This window comes from Variovorax sp. VaC1, from assembly GCF_043658315.1.
GTDB lineage: Bacteria > Pseudomonadota > Gammaproteobacteria > Burkholderiales > Burkholderiaceae_C > Variovorax.
Genome location: NZ_JBIGLT010000002.1, coordinates 406,114 through 424,533, shown reverse-complemented (window position 1 = coordinate 424,533; position 18,420 = coordinate 406,114). Strand labels below are relative to the sequence as shown.

Annotated in this window: 22 protein-coding genes; 13 read left to right on the top strand and 9 right to left on the bottom strand. The window is 68.5% G+C overall.

Features of this window, described 5'->3' with window-relative positions:
* Position 1: 1 nt before the first annotated feature.
* Positions 2–1,195: a patatin-like phospholipase family protein gene (locus ACGLHS_RS08965; protein WP_394478876.1), complete on the bottom strand. Its 1,194-nt coding sequence runs from the start codon at positions 1,193–1,195 to the stop codon at positions 2–4.
* A 351-nt stretch (positions 1,196–1,546) separates the two neighbouring features.
* Between ACGLHS_RS08965 and apbC the strand changes: the two genes are divergently transcribed.
* Both apbC and ACGLHS_RS08955 read left to right on the top strand, forming a co-directional pair.
* Positions 1,547–2,638 carry an iron-sulfur cluster carrier protein ApbC gene (gene apbC, locus ACGLHS_RS08960; RefSeq protein ID WP_394478874.1) on the top strand — a complete coding sequence of 364 codons (1,092 nt, stop codon included), beginning with the start codon at positions 1,547–1,549 and terminating at the stop codon, positions 2,636–2,638.
* Positions 2,639–2,648: 10 nt separating this feature from the next.
* The gene (locus tag ACGLHS_RS08955; protein WP_394478872.1) at positions 2,649–3,608 is read left to right on the top strand and encodes a LysR substrate-binding domain-containing protein; all 960 of its coding nucleotides are present in this window, start codon (positions 2,649–2,651) and stop codon (positions 3,606–3,608) included.
* Here the strand turns inward: ACGLHS_RS08955 and ACGLHS_RS08950 are convergent.
* Positions 3,605–4,186 carry a hypothetical protein gene (locus ACGLHS_RS08950; RefSeq protein ID WP_394478870.1) on the bottom strand — a complete coding sequence of 194 codons (582 nt, stop codon included), beginning with the start codon at positions 4,184–4,186 and terminating at the stop codon, positions 3,605–3,607. The two genes, ACGLHS_RS08955 and ACGLHS_RS08950, sit on opposite strands and share 4 nt — an antisense overlap.
* A gap of 112 nt (positions 4,187–4,298) precedes the next feature.
* Between ACGLHS_RS08950 and ACGLHS_RS08945 the strand changes: the two genes are divergently transcribed.
* Both ACGLHS_RS08945 and tsaA read left to right on the top strand, forming a co-directional pair.
* Entirely contained in the window at positions 4,299–4,646 is a 348-nt protein-coding gene (locus ACGLHS_RS08945) for a winged helix-turn-helix domain-containing protein (RefSeq protein WP_093238143.1), read from the top strand.
* A complete protein-coding gene (gene tsaA / locus ACGLHS_RS08940) occupies positions 4,643–5,140 on the top strand; it encodes a tRNA (N6-threonylcarbamoyladenosine(37)-N6)-methyltransferase TrmO (RefSeq protein WP_394478868.1) in 498 nt (165 codons plus the stop codon). Before ACGLHS_RS08945 ends, tsaA begins: the two co-directional genes overlap by 4 nt.
* Here the strand turns inward: tsaA and ACGLHS_RS08935 are convergent.
* On the bottom strand, positions 5,101–5,772 hold the full coding sequence (locus tag ACGLHS_RS08935) for a nitroreductase (protein WP_394479875.1): 672 nt from the start codon (positions 5,770–5,772) through the stop codon (positions 5,101–5,103). The genes tsaA and ACGLHS_RS08935 overlap by 40 nt on opposite strands.
* 5 nt (positions 5,773–5,777) lie before the next feature.
* A complete protein-coding gene (locus ACGLHS_RS08930) occupies positions 5,778–6,017 on the bottom strand; it encodes a hypothetical protein (RefSeq protein WP_093239378.1) in 240 nt (79 codons plus the stop codon).
* A 103-nt stretch (positions 6,018–6,120) separates the two neighbouring features.
* Here ACGLHS_RS08930 and modB point away from each other — a divergent pair, with 103 nt between their 5' ends.
* The 8 genes from modB (at position 6,121) to fdhD (ending at position 12,686) form a co-directional block, all read left to right on the top strand.
* Positions 6,121–6,804 (top strand): molybdate ABC transporter permease subunit, encoded by a 684-nt coding sequence (gene modB, locus ACGLHS_RS08925; RefSeq protein ID WP_093238148.1) that lies wholly within the window; start codon positions 6,121–6,123, stop codon positions 6,802–6,804.
* A gap of 37 nt (positions 6,805–6,841) precedes the next feature.
* Positions 6,842–7,591 (top strand): molybdate ABC transporter substrate-binding protein, encoded by a 750-nt coding sequence (gene modA / locus ACGLHS_RS08920; RefSeq protein WP_093238149.1) that lies wholly within the window; start codon positions 6,842–6,844, stop codon positions 7,589–7,591.
* A complete protein-coding gene (locus ACGLHS_RS08915; protein ID WP_394478865.1) occupies positions 7,588–8,376 on the top strand; it encodes an ABC transporter ATP-binding protein in 789 nt (262 codons plus the stop codon). Before modA ends, ACGLHS_RS08915 begins: the two co-directional genes overlap by 4 nt.
* A gap of 38 nt (positions 8,377–8,414) precedes the next feature.
* Positions 8,415–8,702, top strand: a complete 288-nt coding sequence (locus tag ACGLHS_RS08910; protein WP_093238152.1) for a YlcI/YnfO family protein — start codon at positions 8,415–8,417, stop codon at positions 8,700–8,702.
* Positions 8,699–9,013, top strand: coding sequence for a type II toxin-antitoxin system RelE/ParE family toxin (locus ACGLHS_RS08905; RefSeq protein WP_394478862.1), 315 nt, complete (start codon positions 8,699–8,701; stop codon positions 9,011–9,013). The genes ACGLHS_RS08910 and ACGLHS_RS08905 overlap by 4 nt, the downstream gene beginning before the upstream one ends.
* Positions 9,014–9,119: 106 nt before the next feature.
* Complete coding sequence (locus ACGLHS_RS08900) at positions 9,120–11,468, top strand: FdhF/YdeP family oxidoreductase (protein WP_394478860.1); 2,349 nt, start codon at positions 9,120–9,122, stop codon at positions 11,466–11,468.
* Positions 11,465–11,755, top strand: coding sequence for a hypothetical protein (locus ACGLHS_RS08895; RefSeq protein WP_093238157.1), 291 nt, complete (start codon positions 11,465–11,467; stop codon positions 11,753–11,755). The genes ACGLHS_RS08900 and ACGLHS_RS08895 overlap by 4 nt, the downstream gene beginning before the upstream one ends.
* Before the next feature lie 19 nt (positions 11,756–11,774).
* Positions 11,775–12,686 carry a formate dehydrogenase accessory sulfurtransferase FdhD gene (fdhD, locus tag ACGLHS_RS08890; protein WP_394478858.1) on the top strand — a complete coding sequence of 304 codons (912 nt, stop codon included), beginning with the start codon at positions 11,775–11,777 and terminating at the stop codon, positions 12,684–12,686.
* On the opposite strand, the gene mnmH is transcribed toward fdhD, so the two are convergent.
* The 5 genes from mnmH to ACGLHS_RS08865 all read right to left on the bottom strand — a co-directional run bounded on the left by mnmH (position 12,620) and on the right by ACGLHS_RS08865 (position 17,197).
* On the bottom strand, positions 12,620–13,690 hold the full coding sequence (mnmH, locus tag ACGLHS_RS08885) for a tRNA 2-selenouridine(34) synthase MnmH (RefSeq protein ID WP_394478856.1): 1,071 nt from the start codon (positions 13,688–13,690) through the stop codon (positions 12,620–12,622). The two genes, fdhD and mnmH, sit on opposite strands and share 67 nt — an antisense overlap.
* A gap of 37 nt (positions 13,691–13,727) precedes the next feature.
* Complete coding sequence (gene phnE / locus ACGLHS_RS08880) at positions 13,728–14,528, bottom strand: phosphonate ABC transporter, permease protein PhnE (protein ID WP_394478854.1); 801 nt, start codon at positions 14,526–14,528, stop codon at positions 13,728–13,730.
* Positions 14,525–15,382 (bottom strand): PhnE/PtxC family ABC transporter permease, encoded by an 858-nt coding sequence (locus ACGLHS_RS08875; protein ID WP_394478852.1) that lies wholly within the window; start codon positions 15,380–15,382, stop codon positions 14,525–14,527. The genes phnE and ACGLHS_RS08875 overlap by 4 nt, the downstream gene beginning before the upstream one ends.
* On the bottom strand, positions 15,379–16,197 hold the full coding sequence (locus ACGLHS_RS08870) for a phosphonate ABC transporter ATP-binding protein (protein WP_394478850.1): 819 nt from the start codon (positions 16,195–16,197) through the stop codon (positions 15,379–15,381). The genes ACGLHS_RS08875 and ACGLHS_RS08870 overlap by 4 nt, the downstream gene beginning before the upstream one ends.
* Positions 16,198–16,339: 142 nt before the next feature.
* Complete coding sequence (locus tag ACGLHS_RS08865) at positions 16,340–17,197, bottom strand: putative selenate ABC transporter substrate-binding protein (RefSeq protein ID WP_394478848.1); 858 nt, start codon at positions 17,195–17,197, stop codon at positions 16,340–16,342.
* Between the two features lie 106 nt (positions 17,198–17,303).
* On the opposite strand from ACGLHS_RS08865, the gene selD reads away from it, so the two are divergent.
* Positions 17,304–18,383 carry a selenide, water dikinase SelD gene (gene selD / locus ACGLHS_RS08860; protein WP_394478846.1) on the top strand — a complete coding sequence of 360 codons (1,080 nt, stop codon included), beginning with the start codon at positions 17,304–17,306 and terminating at the stop codon, positions 18,381–18,383.
* Positions 18,384–18,420 lie beyond the last annotated feature (37 nt).

The window sequence follows — 18,420 nt, the reverse complement described above, 5'->3', positions numbered from 1 at the left end:
CTTACACCGGGTTCCATCCGAAGAAGCGCAGCACCTCGTCGCGCTGCGCCATCGCATCCGAACGCCCGAGCGCCATCAGCTCGCAGGTGTAGCTCGACTCGAACAGCAGGTAGCTGGCGAGCGCGCCGCCCTTCACGTCGGCCGCGACCTTCGAGCCGCCCAGCAGGTGGCGCACCGCGCCGGGCAGGGCATCGACATGGCGCGCCGCGATCACGTCCAGGCGCTCCGAGGGCGAGATCACCAGCAGGTCGACCGGGCGCAGCCCGCTGGCCTCGCGCGCTTCTTCCGGAATGAGGCCCAGCGTGTGGTTGACGCGGTGCAGGCGCTCGATGTCGACCGCCAGCGCATCGAGAAAGATGCTCGACAGTGCATGGCCCGCGATCTGCGCCATCGTCGGATAGCCGCTGTGCGTGTTGGGCGCGGGCGTTTCGCGCGGCTCGTGCATGCGGCCTGCGCCGATCACGAGGATGCGCTCTGCGCCCAGGTGGATCGCCGCCGCGATGGGCGCGGACTGCCGCATCGAGCCGTCGCCGAAGTACTCGGTGTGACTTTGCATCGGCAGCGCCGTCGCCGGAAACACGAAGGGAATGGCGGAAGACGCCAGCAGGTGGTCATGCGTGATGCGGTCGCGCACCGACAGCCGCTGCGAACGCACCCAGGGTTCCATCGGCACGGCCGCCTCGAAGAAGGTGACGTGCTCGCCCGAGCTGTAGCTCGATGCCGTCACGGCCAGCGCCTTCACATGGCCCTGCTGCATGAGCTGCGGCAGGCGGTCCAGCAGCACCATGCGCTGCAGCAGTTCGGCCAAAGGCGTGTTGTCGAGCAGCGACTTCGGCTTGATGCGCATCCAGTTGGCGGCAAAGCGCCCGAGCCCCAGCAGCATGCGCCAGCGCGCGCCGCTGCCGAGCACCGACAGCGAATCGGCCCGGTACACCTGCTCGGCCCGGAACTGGCTCCACACCTCGGCGATGTGCGCCACCACGTGGTCGAAGTTGTCCGCCCCGCAGGCCAGTGCTGCCGCGTTGATGGCGCCGGCCGAGGTGCCGGTGATGACGGGAAAGGGGTTGCTGGTGCCGGCGGCGGGCCCGGCGGCACGCCGAATCTCGGCGATGGCTTCGAGCACGCCGACCTGGTAGGCGGCCCGCGCGCCGCCTCCGGTGAGCAGGAGGCCGGTGACGGGGCTTGTCTCTGGCATGTGTCGGTTGTTCTTGGTTATTGAAAGGCCGCCCGGTGCGCGCCTGGAGAGCGCGCTAGGGTCTGTTCACCCTACGCAAGGGGTCGCGAAGCTCTCCACAGCCCGCCCATCAAGGCGCGTGACGCCGTGCGTGCTTTCGCACGCACAAGGAGCGCAACGCCGAGGGGCGGGCTGTGGAGAGCTTCCCTCCGGGTTACTTCGCAAAGGGGCCGTCTGCGGCGTTGCCCGCGCTTGCAAGGCTTCAGCCTTGCTGCGCCCGGGCGCCTTGCAGCCAGCCCCTTTGCGAAGTAACGCGACCCCTTGCGTAGGGCGAACAGGCCCTAGACTACCGGCCATTCAGGAGTTAGATCAATGGCACTCACCCCAGAAGGGCTCATGGACGCGCTCAAGGCCGTCGCAGACCCTAACACCGGCAAAGAATTCGTGGCGAGCCGGTCGCTCAAAAACCTGCAGGTCGCCGAGGGCGATGTCTCGTTCGACCTCGAACTCGGCTACCCGGCCAAGAGCCAGCACGCGGCCATCCGCAAGTCGCTGGTGGCGGCCGCCAAGGCGGTGCCGGGCGTGGAGAACGTGTCGGTCAACATCGTCACCAAGGTCATCAGCCACGCGGTGCAGCGCGGCGTGCAGCTGATGCCCAACGTCAAGAACATCATCGCGGTGGCCTCGGGCAAGGGCGGCGTGGGCAAGAGCACCACGGCCGCCAACCTGGCGCTCGCGCTGGCGGCCGAGGGTGCCACCGTGGGCCTGCTCGATGCCGACATCTACGGCCCGAGCCAGCCCATGATGATGGGCATCGAAGGCCGCCCCGACAGCGCCGATGGCAAGACCATGGAGCCGATGGAGCGCCATGGCGTGCAGGTCATGTCGATCGGTTTCCTGGTCGACCAGGACCAGGCCATGATCTGGCGCGGCCCCATGGCCACGCAGGCGCTGGAGCAGCTGCTGCGCCAGACCAACTGGAAAGACCTCGACTACCTCATCGTCGACATGCCGCCGGGCACCGGCGACATCCAGCTCACGCTGAGCCAGCGCGTGCCGATGACGGGCGCGGTGATCGTCACCACGCCGCAGGACATCGCGCTGCTCGACGCCAAGAAGGGCATCAAGATGTTCGAGAAGGTCGGCGTGCCGATCCTGGGCATCGTCGAGAACATGGCGGTGCACATCTGCTCGAACTGCGGCCATGCCGAGCACATCTTCGGCGCCGACGGAGGCAAGAAGATGGCGGCCGAATACCAGATGGAATACCTCGGCGCGCTGCCGCTGGACATCAAGATCCGCCTGCAGGCCGACAGCGGCGCGCCCACGGTGGTGTCCGACCCCGACGGCGAGGTGGCCGCTCTCTACAAGGACGTAGCCCGCCGCGTGGCCGTGGGCATTGCCGAGAAGGCCAAGGACTTCTCGTCCAAGTTCCCGACCATCTCGATCAGCAAGAACACCTGAGCCCCGGCCCATGAACCTGCTCGCCTCGATGCGCTACCTGGTGGCGCTGAACGAGCACAAGCACTTCGGCCGTGCGGCGCAGGCCTGCCACATCACACAGCCGGCCTTGTCGAACGCGCTGCGCGCGCTCGAGGCGGAGTTCGGCGTGGTGATCGTCAGGCGGGCACGGGTCTACGTCGGCCTCACGCACGAAGGCGAGCGCGTGCTGGCCACGGCGCAGCGCATGCTGCGCGACAACGAGGTCCTGCTGCAGGAGCTGCACAGCGAAGCAAACGACCCGCACGGGCGCTTGCGCATGGCGGCCGTGCCCACGGCCATTCCCATGCTGTCGCGCTTCGCCGCGATGCTGCAGCAGCGGCACCCGGGCATCGTGCCGGCCGTGCTGTCGATGAGTTCGCAGGAGCTGGAGACGGGGCTCGAAAGCCTCTCCGTTGACCTCGCGCTTGGCTACACCGAGCGCATGCACCTGCCGGGCATCAAGCTCACGGCATGGCCGCAGAGCATCGAGCATTACTTTCTGCTGCGTCGCGCGAAGAAGGCCTCGGCCGACCGGCTGCGTATCGGCAAGCCCATCGCCTGGGCGGAAGCGGGCAAGCTGCCGCTGTGCCTGCTCACGCCCGACATGCACAACCGCGCCATCGTCGACCAGGCCTTGCGCGAGGCTGGCGTGCCGGTGGCGCCAGCCATCGAAACCAATTCGGTGCTCACGCTGGCGCTGGCCGTGAGCGCGGGCACCGTCAGCAGCGTGCTGCCGGGCGGCATGGTGGCGGCCGTGCGCAGCCACCGCGAACTCGAAGCACTGCCGCTGGTGGCGCCCGAAGTGCGCACACCGATCGGCTTCATGACGCAGGCTGGCGTGCGGCCCTCACGCGCGCTCGGCGCCGCGCTGGCCTTTCTGCAGACGCCCGAATGGCAGGCCCAGGTGCGACAACACAGCGGCACCCTGGACGAAGCCCAGGCGCCCGGCTAGCGGCTGGATGAGGGTTGGGCCGCGAACACTTCGATCGCGGCCAGCCTTGCCACCGACCGGCCCGGCTTCACGTCGCCGGCCATCACCAGCCGGGCCATGCCGTTGCGGCCCAGCGGTGCGCCGTTCAGGCTGTAGGCGACCAATGCCGTGCGGTTGCCGGATTCGGGTGCGATCTCGGCGAGCGAAACCACCGCGCGGTAGCCGTCGCTGCCGACCAGCACCACGTACATCGAGAGCAAGGGGTTGCGCACGCCGGTGTCCGGCTTGAGGCCGACCGTGCTGTCGTTCAGCAAGGTCCAGAGGCTCACGCCGGTGTAGCTGTTGCTGCTGACCGTCTGCGTGGTGGCGGGCAGGGCCTGGAGTGCCGCGATGTCGAAGGTGGCGCGCTTGGCGACGGCGCCCGACACCGTGAAGCGTGGCGAGCTGCCTTCGTTGGCGGTAGCGGCGGTTGCCGCTGGGGCCGTCGCGGTGGCCATCGGAGCGGTGCCCGCACAGCCAGCAAGCACAGCCAGCATCACGGAGGTTGCAGCGGCGCGGCACAGCCAGCGCGAGGGCAGGAAATGGCTTCGGTCTTTCACATGGACTCCTCGTTTCCCCGGAGCGGGTGCGTCGTATTCATTCTTGCATGACGCTCGCGGCCGGTTGCGGGCGGACAATGGCGTCCCGCATTGGTTTACGCTTCGCGCCACCATGAAATCCAAAGTCCAGTTCCGCCTGCGCGTCTATCGGGACGACACCATCGCCATCGGCCCCGGCAAGATCGCCGTGCTCGAAGCCGTGGCCGAGACCGGTTCGATTTCCGCGGCGGCCCGGCTGCTGGGCATGTCGTACCGGCGGGCCTGGATGCTGATCGATGAGATGAACCAGTCGCTGGCTTCGCCCGCGGTGAACACGGCGGCAGGCGGCTCGCGCGGCGGCGGCACAGCGCTCACGCCGGTGGGCGAAGACATCGTCAAGCACTACCGCGCGATCGAGAACGCGGCGCGGCTCGCCACGGCGGCCGACATCCGTGCGCTCACGCGGCTGCTGGCGCCATGAACGGCGAGGCAACCGCCAGCGTCGTGTGCCGCCCGGTCGGCATCGTGCGCAGCCGCTTCACCGAAGCCACCGGCATGCCGATCCAGACGGCGGGCGCGCCCGAAGAAACGGGCCGGCTCGAAGTGTTCGCCGAGTTCGCGCCGGGCCTGCGCGACATCGAGGGCTTCGACTACCTGATCCTCATCACCCATTTGCACCAGTGCGCGCACGAGCGACTGGAGGTGGTGCCCTTCCTGGACAACGCATCGCACGGCGTCTTTGCCACGCGGGCGCCCGCGCGGCCCAACCGGCTGGGCCTGTCGATCGTGAAGCTCACGGCGGTGGCCGGCACAACGCTGCATTTCAGCGGCAACGACATGATGGACGGCACGCCCGTGCTCGACATCAAGCCCTACGTGCCGCGCTTCGACGTGCGCGAGACCGAACGCGTGGGCTGGTTCGGCGCCCGGCTCGATCAGTTGCCGGGCATCCGTTCCGACGACAGGATGGGTTGATCGGCCGAATCGACCGGGTCGGCCGATGAGGTGGGCAGCGCCTCGCCCTGCCAGCACGACCACACGCTTTGCGACAGCGTTTCGCGCGCCTGCGGCGGGGCCTCCCGGATGGTGCCGACGCTGATGAACCCCGCCAGGTATTCGCCGGGCAGCACGCCCACCTGCCGCGCCAGCGTCTCGTCGTAGCAGCGCTCGCCGCTCAGCACGATGGCGCCGTAGCCCAGCTGGTGCGCCGCGCTCAGGATGTTGCCCAGCGCCGCGCCGGCGCTCAGCCACTGCTCGCGCGCCGGCACCTTGCTGCGCTCGCGCGGCGACACCACGAAGCCCAGCAGCAGGGGCGGTCGCGTGGCGTGCTCGCGCGCCCGCTTCAGGTCGGTGGGGCTGGCGAGCGGGTCGCGTCGCAGTTTTTCCTGCTCGAAGCACCATGCCAGCGCCTCGCGGTTCTGCGGACGGAACTCGATCACGCGCCACGGATGCAGGCCGCCATGGTCGGGCGCGCGCAGGCCGGCCTGGAGGATGGCGTCGAGTTCGTCGGGATGCGGCCCGGGCTGCTGCAGCCGCCGCGGCGACACCGAGCGCCGCGTCAGCAGGACTTCAAGGATGCGTTCCGCACCCGTCATGTGCCGCCACATGCGCGTCACTGCTCCCTGTGGTCGACCCACACCGCCCGGCGGCGCAGGACTTCCCCGATGTCGTTGGCGTCGGCCTGTGCGACGAAGAAAGACTGGCTTTCGCCGCCGGGGCCGGTGATGGAAAGAACGAAGCCGTTGGCATCCATGGCTTGCTCGATGCGCCACTCCTGCACCTGCGTCGCGTGGCGAAGCTCCGGCCTGCCGGAGATCGAGCGGACAACGGTGTCGTGGGCTAAGGGGCGCATGGGGTTGGCGAACGCTGTATCCCTCAGTATATGAAGACTCATCGGTTTGCGCATCCCCGTGAGAACCTTAGGGCTCACCGTGTAACAATCCCGCCGTATTTTCATGAACACGACGCAATCGCTCATCGCCTCGACGGACTGGTTTCCGCTGGCCCTGTCGCTCAAGGTCGCCGCCGTCGCGACCCTGCTGGCGCTGGTCGTGGGCGTGGCGCTCGGCTGGGTGTTCGCGCGCAAGCGCTTCTTCGGGCACAGCGTGCTGGAGGCCATCTTCATGCTGCCGCTGGTGCTGCCGCCCACGGTGATCGGCTACGCCATCCTGGTGGCGGCCGGCCGGCGCAGCCCGCTGGGCGCGTGGCTGCGCGAGCACCTCGACTACACCATCATCTTCAGCTGGCACGGCGCGGTGGTGGCCTCGGCCGTGGTGGCGCTGCCGCTGGTTCTCAAGTCGGCCAGCGCGGCTTTCGCGGGCGTCGACCGTTCGCTCGAAGCGGCGGCCAGCACGCTGCGCCAATCGCCGTTCTCGGTGTTCCTGCGCGTCACGCTGCCACTGGCGTGGCCGGGGATCCTGGCCGGCACGCTGCTGGCCTTTGCGCGGGCCATGGGCGAGTTCGGTGCCTCGCTGATGGTGGCCGGCTCGATCCCCAAGCAGACCCAGACGCTCTCGATGGCCATCTACGACGCGGTGCAGGCCGGGCATGACGACCTCGCGCTGCTGCTGGTGATCGTGACCTCGGTGCTGTCGATCACCGTGCTGGTGCTGTCGAACCGCTTCTTCTCGCTTCGCTGATTTCGTGCTTCATCATTCATTCTTATAAGGAGTTGCCATGCGTCCGTTCCGTCTCTTGTCCCTCGTCGTTGCCCTTGCACTGCCGCTGGCCGCCGCCGCGCAGCAGATCACCGTGTCGGCCGCCGCCAGCCTGACCGACGCGTTCAAGGAGATCGGGCCGAAGTTCGAGGCCGCCAAGTCGGGCGCCACGGTGCGCTTCAACTTCGCCGCCTCGGGCGTGCTGCTGCAGCAGATCGGGCAGGGCGCGCCCGTCGACGTGTTCGCCAGCGCCGACCAGGAGACCATGAACCGCGGCGTCGAGCAGAAGGCGATCGACGCCGCCACGCGCAAGGACTTCGTGACCAACAGCCTCGTGCTCATCGAGCCCACCAAAGACGCCGTCGGCGTGAAGACCCTGCAAGACCTGACCGGCGCCGGCGTGAAGAAGATCGCCGTCGGCAAGACCGCCACCGTGCCGGTCGGCCGCTACACCAAGCAGGTGCTCGACGGCGCCAACCTCTGGACCGTGCTCGAGCCCAAATTCGTGCAGGCCGACAGCGTGCGCCAGGTGCTCGACTACGTGAGCCGTGGCGAGGTCGAGGCTGGCTTCGTCTACCGCACCGACGCGGCCGTGGCCGGCGACAAGGTCAAGATCGCCTTCACCCCCACCGGCCACACGCCCGTGACCTACCCCATCGCCGTGGTGGCCGAGAGCAAGCAGAAGGCGCTGGCCGGCGACTTCATCGCCTTCCTCTCGACGCCTGCCGCGCAGGAAGTGCTCACGCGCTACGGCTTCGGCAAGCCATGATCGACGTCGATCTGAAACTGACGGTGAAGGACGGAGCCCGGCGCTTCGACCTGGCCGTGCGCTTTCAGACCGACGTTCCGTTTGCCGCGCTCTACGGTCCCTCGGGCGCGGGCAAGTCGCTGACCCTGCAGGCCATTGCCGGCCTGCTGCATCCTTCGGCCGGCCACGTGCGGCTGGATGGCCGCACGCTGTACGACTCGGCCCGGCGCATCGACGTGCCCGCGCCAGCGCGCCGCATCGGCTACCTGTTCCAGAACTACGCGCTGTTTCCGCATCTCACGGTGCGCGAGAACGTGGCCTTCGGGCTGACCGCGTGGCACCGCCGCAGCCTGCCGGCCAAGGACGCCGAACGCGTACAAGCCTTGCTCGAAAGCTTCGGCCTTGCCGCGCTGGCCGACAGCCGGCCGCAAAAGCTGTCGGGCGGGCAGCAGCAGCGCGTGGCCCTGGCGCGCGCGCTGGCCTGCGAGCCGCAAGTGCTGCTGCTCGACGAACCCTTTGCCGCCCTGAACCCCATGCTGCGCAGCGAACTGCGCAACGAGCTGGCGCAGGTGCGCAAGCAGTGGGGCATTCCGGTGTTGATGATCACGCACGACATCGAGGACGTGCTCGCCTTGGCCGACGTGGCCTTCGTCTACAAGGACGGCCAGGTGGTGCGCGAGATCGACCTGCACAACGCACAAAGCCGCGACTTCGCCCTGCGGGACATTGCCGGTGTGCCGGAGGTCGAAGACACGCCGCTGCGCAGCAAGCTGCGCGGGTTGCTGATGCAGGACGCGCGCGGCTGACGGGCAATTTTGTATCGCATAAGCGATACAATTTGGCGATGAAAACCGCCACCATCCCCTCCGTGCGCGTCGAGCCCGAGTTTCGGGATGAAGTCGAACAGGTGCTCGGCGAGGGCGAATCCTTGTCTCAATTCGTCGAGGCCGCGGTACGCGCCTGCGTTCTGCAGCGAAAAAGCCAAGCCGAATTTGTGGCACGCGGCATGGCGTCGCTGGCCGATGCGCGCCGCAGTGGCGAGTATGTCGATGCAGGCGAAGTGATGCATCGTCTCAAGAGCAAACTCGAATCGGCGAAGAAGCGGCAGAACGCAAACGCAGCGCGCCGGTGAGCTACACCGTCCGGTTCACCCAACAGGCGGCGGAAGACCTGGAGCGGCTGTACGACTTCGTCCTCGAGAGGGAACTCGCAATAGGCGGAGATCTGGAACTGGCCTCGCGAGCCCTCGATGCGATCGAACACGGCATCGCCACACTCGGCTTTTCTCCGTTCACCTGTCGCAAGGCAGGCGACAGCCCGTTCATCCGTGAGCTCGTGATTCCGTTCGGCGGCAGCGGCTACGTCGCGTTGTTCGAAATAGAGGCGAACGATTCGATCGTCGTGGCCGCTGTCAGGCATCAACGGGAAGACGACTACCACTGAGCGACGAAGGTCCATCGGGTGGTGGGCGCGGTTCATTTCCGAATTGAATCACCGCATATCCCGATTCAATTTGACGCCCGGCCCCCCGCAGGCCAACACTGCCGCCATGAGCGAGCAGAAGATCGAGTTTTACAAGGGCCCCGCCGGCGGCTGGGGCGCATTGCGCAGCGTGACGAATGCGCTGCTGCGGCAGGACATTCCCATCAAGGGCGCGAAAACGCTGCTCTCGGCCAACCAGCCCGACGGCTTCGACTGCCCCGGCTGCGCGTGGCCCGACCGCAACCACGCATCGACCTTCGAGTTCTGCGAGAACGGCGTGAAGGCCGTGGCCGCCGAGGCCACCGCGCGCCGCGCCGGCCCGGAGTTGTTCGCGAAACACACCGTGGCCGAGCTGGCCGCGCAAAGCGACTTCTGGCTCGAAGACCAGGGCCGGCTCACGCACCCGATGGTCTACGACGCGGTCAGCGACAAGTACGTGCCCATCGGATGGGACGACGCCTTCGCGCTCGTCGCGCGCCACCTGAACGCACTGCCCGATGCGAACCAGGCCATGTTCTACACCTCGGGCCGGGCGAGCAACGAGGCCGCCTTTCTGTACCAGCTCTTCGTGCGCGAGTACGGCACCAACAACTTCCCCGACTGCTCGAACATGTGCCACGAGCCCAGCGGCAGCGGCATGCGCCCGCAGATCGGCGTGGGCAAGGGCACGGTCACGCTCGACGACTTCGAGAAGGCCGATGCGATCTTCATCTTCGGCCAGAACCCGGGCACCAACCATCCGCGCATGCTGGGCGAGCTGCGTGCGGCGTCCAAGCGCGGCGCGCGCATCGTGAGCTTCAACCCGCTGCGCGAGCGCGGCCTGGAGCGCTTTGCCGATCCGCAGGACAAGCTGGAGATGGCGACGATGGGTTCCACGCCGATCAGCACGCACTACTTCCAGCTGCGCGTGGGCGGCGACTTTGCGGCGGTCAAGGGGATGATGAAGCACGTCATCGAGCGCGAAGACGCGGCCGTGGCGCGCGGCGAAGCCTCGGTGCTCGACCACGCCTTCATCGCCACGCACACCACCGGCTTCGAGACGCTGGCCGACGACCTGCGCGCCGAATCGTGGGACGTGCTGGTGCGGGAGTCGGGCCTTGCGCAAGCGCAGATCCGCGCCGCGGCCGATGTGTACCTTGGCGCCAAGAAGGTCATCGCCTGCTGGGGCATGGGCATCACGCAGCACCAGCATTCGGTGGCGACCATCCAGATGATCCTCAACTGGCTCATGCTGTGCGGCCACATGGGGCGCGAAGGCGCGGGTGCCTGCCCGGTGCGCGGCCACAGCAACGTGCAGGGCGACCGCACCATGGGCATCTGGGAAAAGCCGCCGGTGGCGCTGCTCGACCGGCTGCAGCAGGTGTTCGGCTTCGAGCCGCCGCGCCAGAACGGCGTGGACACGGTCGAGGCCATCCAGCTGATGCTCGACGGCAAGGGCAAGGTGTTCTTCGCGCTCGGCGGCAACTTCGCGGCCGCCACGCCCGACACCTACCAGACCTGGAAGGGCCTGCAGCAGTGCGACCTGACGGTGCACGTGACCACCAAGCTCAATCGCAGCCACATCGTGCATGGGCGCGAGGCGCTGATCCTGCCCTGCCTGGGCCGCACCGAGATCGACATGCAGGCCAACGGCCCGCAGGGCGTGACGGTGGAAGACTCGATGAGCATGGTCCACATCTCGATGGGCATCAACCCGCCGGCATCGGAGCACCTGCTGTCCGAGCCCGCCATCGTGGCGCGGCTCGCGGCCGCCACCATCGGTGCGCGCAGCAAGACGCCGTGGCTGTGGCTCGTCGAAGACTACGCGCGCATCCGCGACAAGATCGAAGCGGTGTTCGACGACTTCAAGGACTTCAACGCCCGCGTGGCGCACCCCGGCGGCTTTCGCCTGCGCAACACCGCGAGCGAACGGGTGTGGGCCACCGCGTCGAAGAAGGCCGTGTTCTTCACGCACGCCGTGCCGCTGGACACGCCCTCGCACCGGGCCCGCGCGCGCTTTGCGAAGAAGGGCGACACCATCGTCTTCACGCTGCTGACTACACGCTCGCACGACCAGTACAACACCACCATCTACGGCATGGACGACCGCTACCGCGGCGTGTTCGGCCAGCGCCGCGTGGTGTTCATCCACAAGGAAGACATCCGCGCGCTGGGCATGAAGGACGGCGATTGGGTCGATATCCAGACCGTGTGGAGCGATGGGCAGGAGCGGCGCGCCGACCGGTTCAAGCTCGTGGCGTACGACATCCCGCGCGGCAATCTCGCGGCCTACTACCCCGAGACCAATCCGCTGGTGCCGCTGTCGTCGGTGGCCGAGAACGCGGGCACGCCGACTTCGAAGTCCATTCCGGTGGTGCTGTCGCTGCATGTCGCACCGGCGCCTGCGCTGGTGGACATCGACGCCGTCGCGGCATGACCGCAGGCGCCTTCGACGCCGATTCCTTTTCCATCGCCATCCTGCGCGCGCTCGCCGAGGCGCCGGGCGATGGCGGCATGTCGCTGCCGCGCCTGGGCAAGCGGCTCGGGCAGGGCGCCAGCGTGGTCATGCGCCAGCTCACGCTGATGGGCGATGCCGCCATCGGCGGCGTGCGCGGCCCCGGCTGGGTGCGCGTGGTGCAGCTCGACGACCGCTGGGTCGCGCACCTCACCGACGCCGGGCGCGCGTGGATCGAAGCCTTGCCGGCTGACGAAAACCCCGGCTGAGCGGAGAATGGCCGAGGCCATGCAAGACACCCCTGAATCCGACGACACCCTGCCGCCGCTTTCGCGGCACGCCGTGCATGTGTTCGGCGAGCGCGGCATTGCGCCCGAAGGCGTGGTTCGCGACGACACGCTGGCGGCCGAGGTGCCGGTGGCGCTGGTCTTCAACGGCGTCTCGCACGCGGTGATGATGGCCACGCCGCAAGACCTCGACGCCTTCGCGCTCGGCTTTGCATTGAGCGAAGGCATCCTCGACACCGCCGCCGATTGCCGCGGCATCGACGTGCGCACGGTCGACGCCCTCGACGCGGGCCTGCCCGAAGGCATGCCGGGCATCGAAGTGCAGCTCGAGGTTTCCACGCGCAGCTTCGAGCGCCTGAAAGACCGCCGCCGCAGCCTCGCGGGCCGCACCGGGTGCGGCGTGTGCGGCGTCGAGAGCTTCGCGGGGCTGGACCTTTCGCCGCAGCGCGTGCCGCCACGCGACTGGATCGAACGCATCGACCTGCCCACCGTGCTGCGCGCCTTCGCCGCCATGCCGCCGCGCCAGACCCTCAACGCCGAAGCCGGCGCGATCCACGCAGCCGCATGGGCCACGGTGGACGGCGAACTCACCGACCTGATGGAAGACGTGGGCCGCCACAACGCGCTCGACAAGCTGCTCGGCAAGCTCGCGCAGGCGGGGCGCCTGGCGGAGCCGGGCTTCGTGCTGATGTCCAGCCGCGGCAGCCATGAGCTCGTGCGCAAGTGCGCGCGCCTGGGCATCGCGGCGATGGCGACCATCTCCGCGCCGACCTCGATGGGCGTGCGCATGGCCGAGCTGAGCGGCCTGCGCTTCTGGGGGCTGTGCCGCGCGCCGCGCGGCGTGCTCTATGCCGACGGGCTCTCGCGCCCGTCGAGCGCCAGCACCGCATCGGCCACCGCCTCGATGCCCTGATCCGACAGGTCGGTCGCCGACACGCTCCGGCGTTGGGCCCAGGCCTTGAAGTGCAGCTCCTGCGACTTCTCGTAGTGCGGGTCGTAGTGCAGCGCCATCAGCTCGCCGAACAGATGGGGCAGGTCGGCTTCGCGGGCCCATTGCTGCCAGCGCGTGACCGTTTCCTTGCCCTGCATTTCCTTGAGCACGCCCATCTTGTCGGCGAGCGCCTCGCGGTCGTCGCCCAGGTAGGCGTAGTCGCGCAGCAGGTAGGCCAGCCGTGCCTCGGGCGTGGCGTGCACCTCGATGCACGGCGCCGCACGCATGCGCGCCACCAGCGACAAGGGCAGCGACAGCCGCCCGATGCGAACGCTCTCGCCCTCGACATACAGCGGGCGCTTCAGGTCGATGGCTTCGAGCACGGCGGCAATGCGCGTCTCGAAGTGCTTCTGCGACGGCTGCGGCACGCCCGGCAGCGAACCGAGCAGCGAGCCCTTGTGGCTGGCGAAGTCTTCCAGGTCGAGCACCTGTGCACCACGTTCGGCCAGTGCGTGCAGCACACGCGTCTTGGCGCTGCCGGTGGCACCGCAGACCACGCGCAGGTCGAGCTGCGGGGTCAGCGTGTCGATCTGCGAAATGACGTGGCGGCGAAAGCTCTTGTAGCCGCCTGCGAGCTGCTGCGCGTCCCAGCCGACGAGGCGCAGCCACGTCACCATCGAGCCGCTGCGCATGCCGCCGCGCCAGCAGTAGACCAGCGGCTTCCAGTTCTCGGGCCGGTCGGCCAGCGTGTCGCGCAGATGCCTGGCGATGTTGGCGGCCACCATTGCGCCGCCGATGCGCCGTGCCTCGAAGGCACCGGTCTGCACGTAGACCGTGCCGACGATGCGGCGTTCCTCGTCGTCGAGCACCGGGCAGTTGATGGCGCCGGGAATGTGGTCGAGCGCGAACTCGGCCGGCGAGCGGGCGTCGATCAGCGTGTCGAAGGCGTGGCGGTCGCCGACCCGCACGGGCTGGCGATGACTCATGGCAGGAACCTCATGCCCCGATTGTCGCCTTTGGGCCTCAGGCGTAGGCAGGCCCCAGGCCGCGGCGCAAGCGAGCGCTCGCAAAGTCCACCAACGTCACCAGCACGAACATCGCGATCAGCACCGTCATCGCCTGCTGCTGCTGGAAGATCGACAGGTGGAAGTACAGCAACTGGCCCAGCCCGCCGCCGCCCACGAAGCCCAGCACGGCCGCCATGCGGATGTTCATTTCCCAGCGGTAGAGCGTGTAGGCCACCCATTGCGGCAGCACGATCGGCAGGCTGGCGTAGCTGAAGGCCGTGACCGGGCCGGCGCCTGCCAGCATCAGGGCATGTTCGGGCTCGCGTGGCGCGTTCTCCAGCGCTTCGGCGAACAGCCGCCCCAGCACGCCCGTGGTGTGCAGCGCCAGCGCCAGCGCACCGGCGAACGGGCCGATGCCGGCGGCCAGCACCATCAGCGCGGCCCAGACCAGCTCGGGAACGCTGCGCAAAAAGTTGAGGATGAAGCGCGCCACATGGCGCGGCAGCCCACCCGCGCGGCCGGAGGCGGGCAGCGCGAGCACCGCGCCTGCCAGCGCCGCGAGCACGGTCCCGAGTGCCGACACGGCCAGCGTCTGCAACGCACCGTTGCCCACCTTCGCGAGGAAGTCGGGCGACATGTCGGGTGGGAAGAACTCGGCGATGAACTTGCCCATCAGCCGCAGCGACTCGGCCGACCCCAGCGCGCTGTAGTCGATGCCGAGGTAGACGAAGCTCGCGATCACCGCCGCCGCGATCAGCCCCACGGCGAACCAGCAGCGCAGGCAGGGGCGCGGACGCGGCGGCAGGTTCATGCTCATGCGAGCAGCCTTCGCAGTGCGTTGCTCAGCACGTCGGCCAGCAGCACGAGCGCCAGGAACACCAGCAGGATGCTGCTGGCCTCGCCGCCATTGAGCATCTTCATCGACTGGTCCATCAGCTGCCCCAGCCCGCCCGCGCCGACGAAACCCATCACCACCGAGGCGCGCACCGCGCATTCCCAGCGGTACACGGTGTACGAGGCCAGCTCCTGCGCTGTGTGCGGCAGCAGGCCGTAGCACAGCGCCGCCAGCCGGCCGCTGCCGCCTTCGAGCAGCGCGCGTGCGGGGCGCGTGTCGGTCGATTCAAGGATCTCGGCGTAAACCTTGCCCAGCATGCCGCCGTAGGTGATGGCCAGCGCCAGCACGCCGGCCGCCGGGCCAAGGCCGAGCGCGCGCACGAAGAGCAGCGCCCACACGATCTCGGGAATGGCGCGCAGCACCATCAGCAGCCAGCGCGCGGCCTGCCGCACCACTGCGGCCTGCACACGGCCCGGCCCCGGGCCAATGCGCGAGATCGACAGCGCACGCGTCGTCACGAAGCCCAGCGGTGCGCCGATCAGCAGCGCGAGCGCGGTGCCCGCCGTGGCCATGGCCAGCGTTTCGAGCGTGGCCTTGGCGAGCAATGCGAGGAAGTCGGGCGAGCCTTCGGGCGGAAAGAAGCCCGCGAGAAAGCCGCCGATGACGGCGAGGTTGCCGCTGCCGAACAGCGCCCATGGCTTGAATTCCGACAGCGCCAGCATCGGCCACGCGATGACGAGCGCGGCGGCCCAGCCGGCCAGCCGGGGCCATGCCCGCGGATCGCGCAGCGCAAGGTCGGAGCGCGTGGGCACTTGTGGCGATGCGGCGTTGCTCACGGGCAGTCCGGTCGCTGGAATGCCGGCTCCGTTGCAGCGGTGCCGAGCGGCACAGGCCCTTGCGTGGTCACGCCGCCTTCGCTGGCATAGAGCGTGTCGAGCATCGCGGCCGTGACCTGCGTGGCGGGCAGGTCGAACATCACCTGTCCGTTGCGCATGCCGACGATGCGCGGAAACCAGCGCAGCGCGAGGTCCACTGCATGCAGCGACGCCACCAGCGTGGCGCCGGTCGATTCGCTCTGCGCGACCAGTTGGCCGATGGCCGCGTCGGCCAGCGTCGGGTCGAGCGCGGACACGGGCTCGTCGGCCAGCAGCAGGGCGGGGCGCTGGTACAGCGCACGCGCGATGCCCACGCGCTGCAGCTGGCCGCCGGAGAGGCGGTCGCAGCGGTCGAACAGGCGGTCTTCCAAAGCGAGCCGCGACAGCACCTCGTGCGCGCCGGCGATGTCGGAGGGATAGAAGAGCGAGCCCAGCGCGCGTGCCGCCGACCACTCGCCCAGGCGCCCGGCCAGCACGGCAGTGACCACCCGCAGGCGCGGTGCGATCGGGGGCGCCTGATGCACGGTGCCGATGCGTGCGCGCAGTTTCTTCAATGCGCCGGCAGGCAATTGCCAGGGGTTTTCGCCCAGTGCCTGGACTTGGCCTTCACCGGGGCGCAGCGCGGCGCCGAGCACACGCAGCAGCGTGGTCTTGCCGGCGCCCGAGGGGCCGATGACGGCGATGCGCTCGCCGTCGCGCGCGGACAGCGTCACGCCGGCCAGCGCGCGATGGCCGTTGGGGTGGACGACACCGATGGCGGCGAGGGAGAAGCTCACGCGGTGGGCCTTTCTCGCGCTGTTCCCTCACCCCAGCCCTCTCCCGCAAGCGGGAGAGGGAGCCAACAGCCGGGTCCCGATTTACTCCCTCTCCCGCGTGCGGGAGAGGGTTGGGGTGAGGGTGCCCCCGCTTCCCCGCAGATCACTTGATCAAACCCGCCGACTTCCCCGCCGTCTCGATCCCGTCATAGTTCGACGACTTCGTCGGAATGAACTTGCTCGCCCGCTGCAGCGCCATGATTTCCTTGTGCGCCGGGTTGGCCGGGTCGAGCTTCAGGAACGCATCCGTCAGCTTCTTCTGCAGCGCCGGGTCCATGCCGGGGCGCACCGTCCAGTTGTAGTCGTAGTAGGTCGGCGTGGTCGCGAGCACGCGCACCTTGGCGGCGTTGGGGTTCTTCGACTCGACCAGCTTGTCCCACACCGACGCATTGAGCACACCCGCTTCGGCGCGCGATGCGGCCACGAAGGCCACCGTGGCGTCGTGCGCGCCCGAGAATGCGACGGTCTTGAAGTCCTTCTCGGGGTTGATGCCCGCCTGCAGCAAAAAGTAGCGCGGCATCAGGCTGCCCGACGTGGAAGACGGCGCACCGAACGCGAAGGTCTTGCCCTTCAGGTCGGCCAGCGTCTTGGCGGTGCTGTCGATCGGCACGATGAACTTGCTGGTGAACACCTCGTCTTCCGCGCGCTGCACGATCGGCACCGCGCCGCCGTGGGTGCGGATGCGCGCCTGCACGAAGGTGAAGCCGCCCAGCCACGCCAGGTCGATCTTGTTGGTGGCCAGGCCTTCGACCACGGCGGCGTAGTCGGTCACGGGCGTGAACTGCACGTCCATGCCGGTTTCCTTCTTCAGGTAGTCGCCCAGCGGCGTGAACTTGCGCTGCAGTTCGGTGGGTGCCTCGTCGGGAATGGCCGAGACGCGCAGCACGCCCTGGGCAAAGGCGCCGAAGGCCGTGAGGGAGGAAAAGGTCAGCGCAAGCGCCAAGCGGGGAAGCGTCTTCATGAGGGTGCCTCTGGCTGTGGTGAAAAAGGGTTGTGGCCGGTTCGTCGGCAGGGGATGGGCGGGGCTTCGATAATCGCGGCTTGTTTCATTCGACCGAGCCGCCGCCATGACCGATGCCGCATCTTCCAAGCTCCTGAATCCGCTGGCGCCGCTGCGGCTTACCAGCTTCTCGCACGGTGGTGGCTGTGGCTGCAAGATCGCACCCGGCGTGCTGTCACAGATCCTGAAGAACCATGCGGGGGGAATGATCCCGCCTGAACTCATGGTGGGCATCGAGACCGCCGACGACGCGGCAGTCTACAGGCTCAACGACGCGCAGGCGCTGATCGCCACCACCGACTTCTTCATGCCCATCGTGGACGACCCCTACGAGTTCGGGCGCATCGCGGCCACCAACGCCATCAGCGACGTGTACGCCATGGGTGGCCGTCCGATCATGGCGCTGGCGCTGGTCGCCATGCCGATCAACCAGCTGCCGGTGGAAGTGATCGCCGAGATCGTGCGCGGCGGGCAGGACGTGTGCCGCGCGGCCGGCATTCCGATCGCGGGCGGCCACACCATCGATTCGGTCGAGCCCATCTACGGCCTCGTCGCAATGGGCCTCGTGCACCCCGAGCGCGTGCGCCGCAATGCCGATGCGAAAGCCGGCGACGTGCTGGTGCTGGGCAAGCCGCTGGGCGTGGGCGTGCTGTCGGCGGCGCTCAAGAAGGAGCAGTTGTCCGAAGCAGGCTACCGGCAACTGATCGAGAACACGACCAAGCTCAATACGCCGGGCATCGCGCTGTCGGCGCTTGATGGCGTGCATGCGCTGACCGACGTGACCGGCTTTGGCCTGGCCGGCCACACGCTGGAGCTGGCGCGTGGGGCCAAGCTGACGGCGGTGGTCGAGTGGTCGAAGGTGCCGTTGCTCGACAACGTGGAAGCGATGGCTGCGGAAGGCTTTGTCACTGGGGCATCGGGGCGCAACTGGGTGGGCTATGGGGCTGATGTCGAACTGGCCGAAGGCCTGCCTGCTACTGCGCAGAACCTGCTGAGTGATCCGCAGACCTCGGGAGGTTTGCTCGTGAGTTGCGCACCCGAGGCTGTCGACGCGGTGCTGGAGATTTTCCGCAAGGAAGGCTTTGCGCAAGCGGCTGCCATCGGTCGCGTCGAGGCCGGCAAGTCCGCATTGCGCGTCGTGCCCTGAGTCACGGACCGTCCTACGCCAGCGCGTTGGGTGGGCA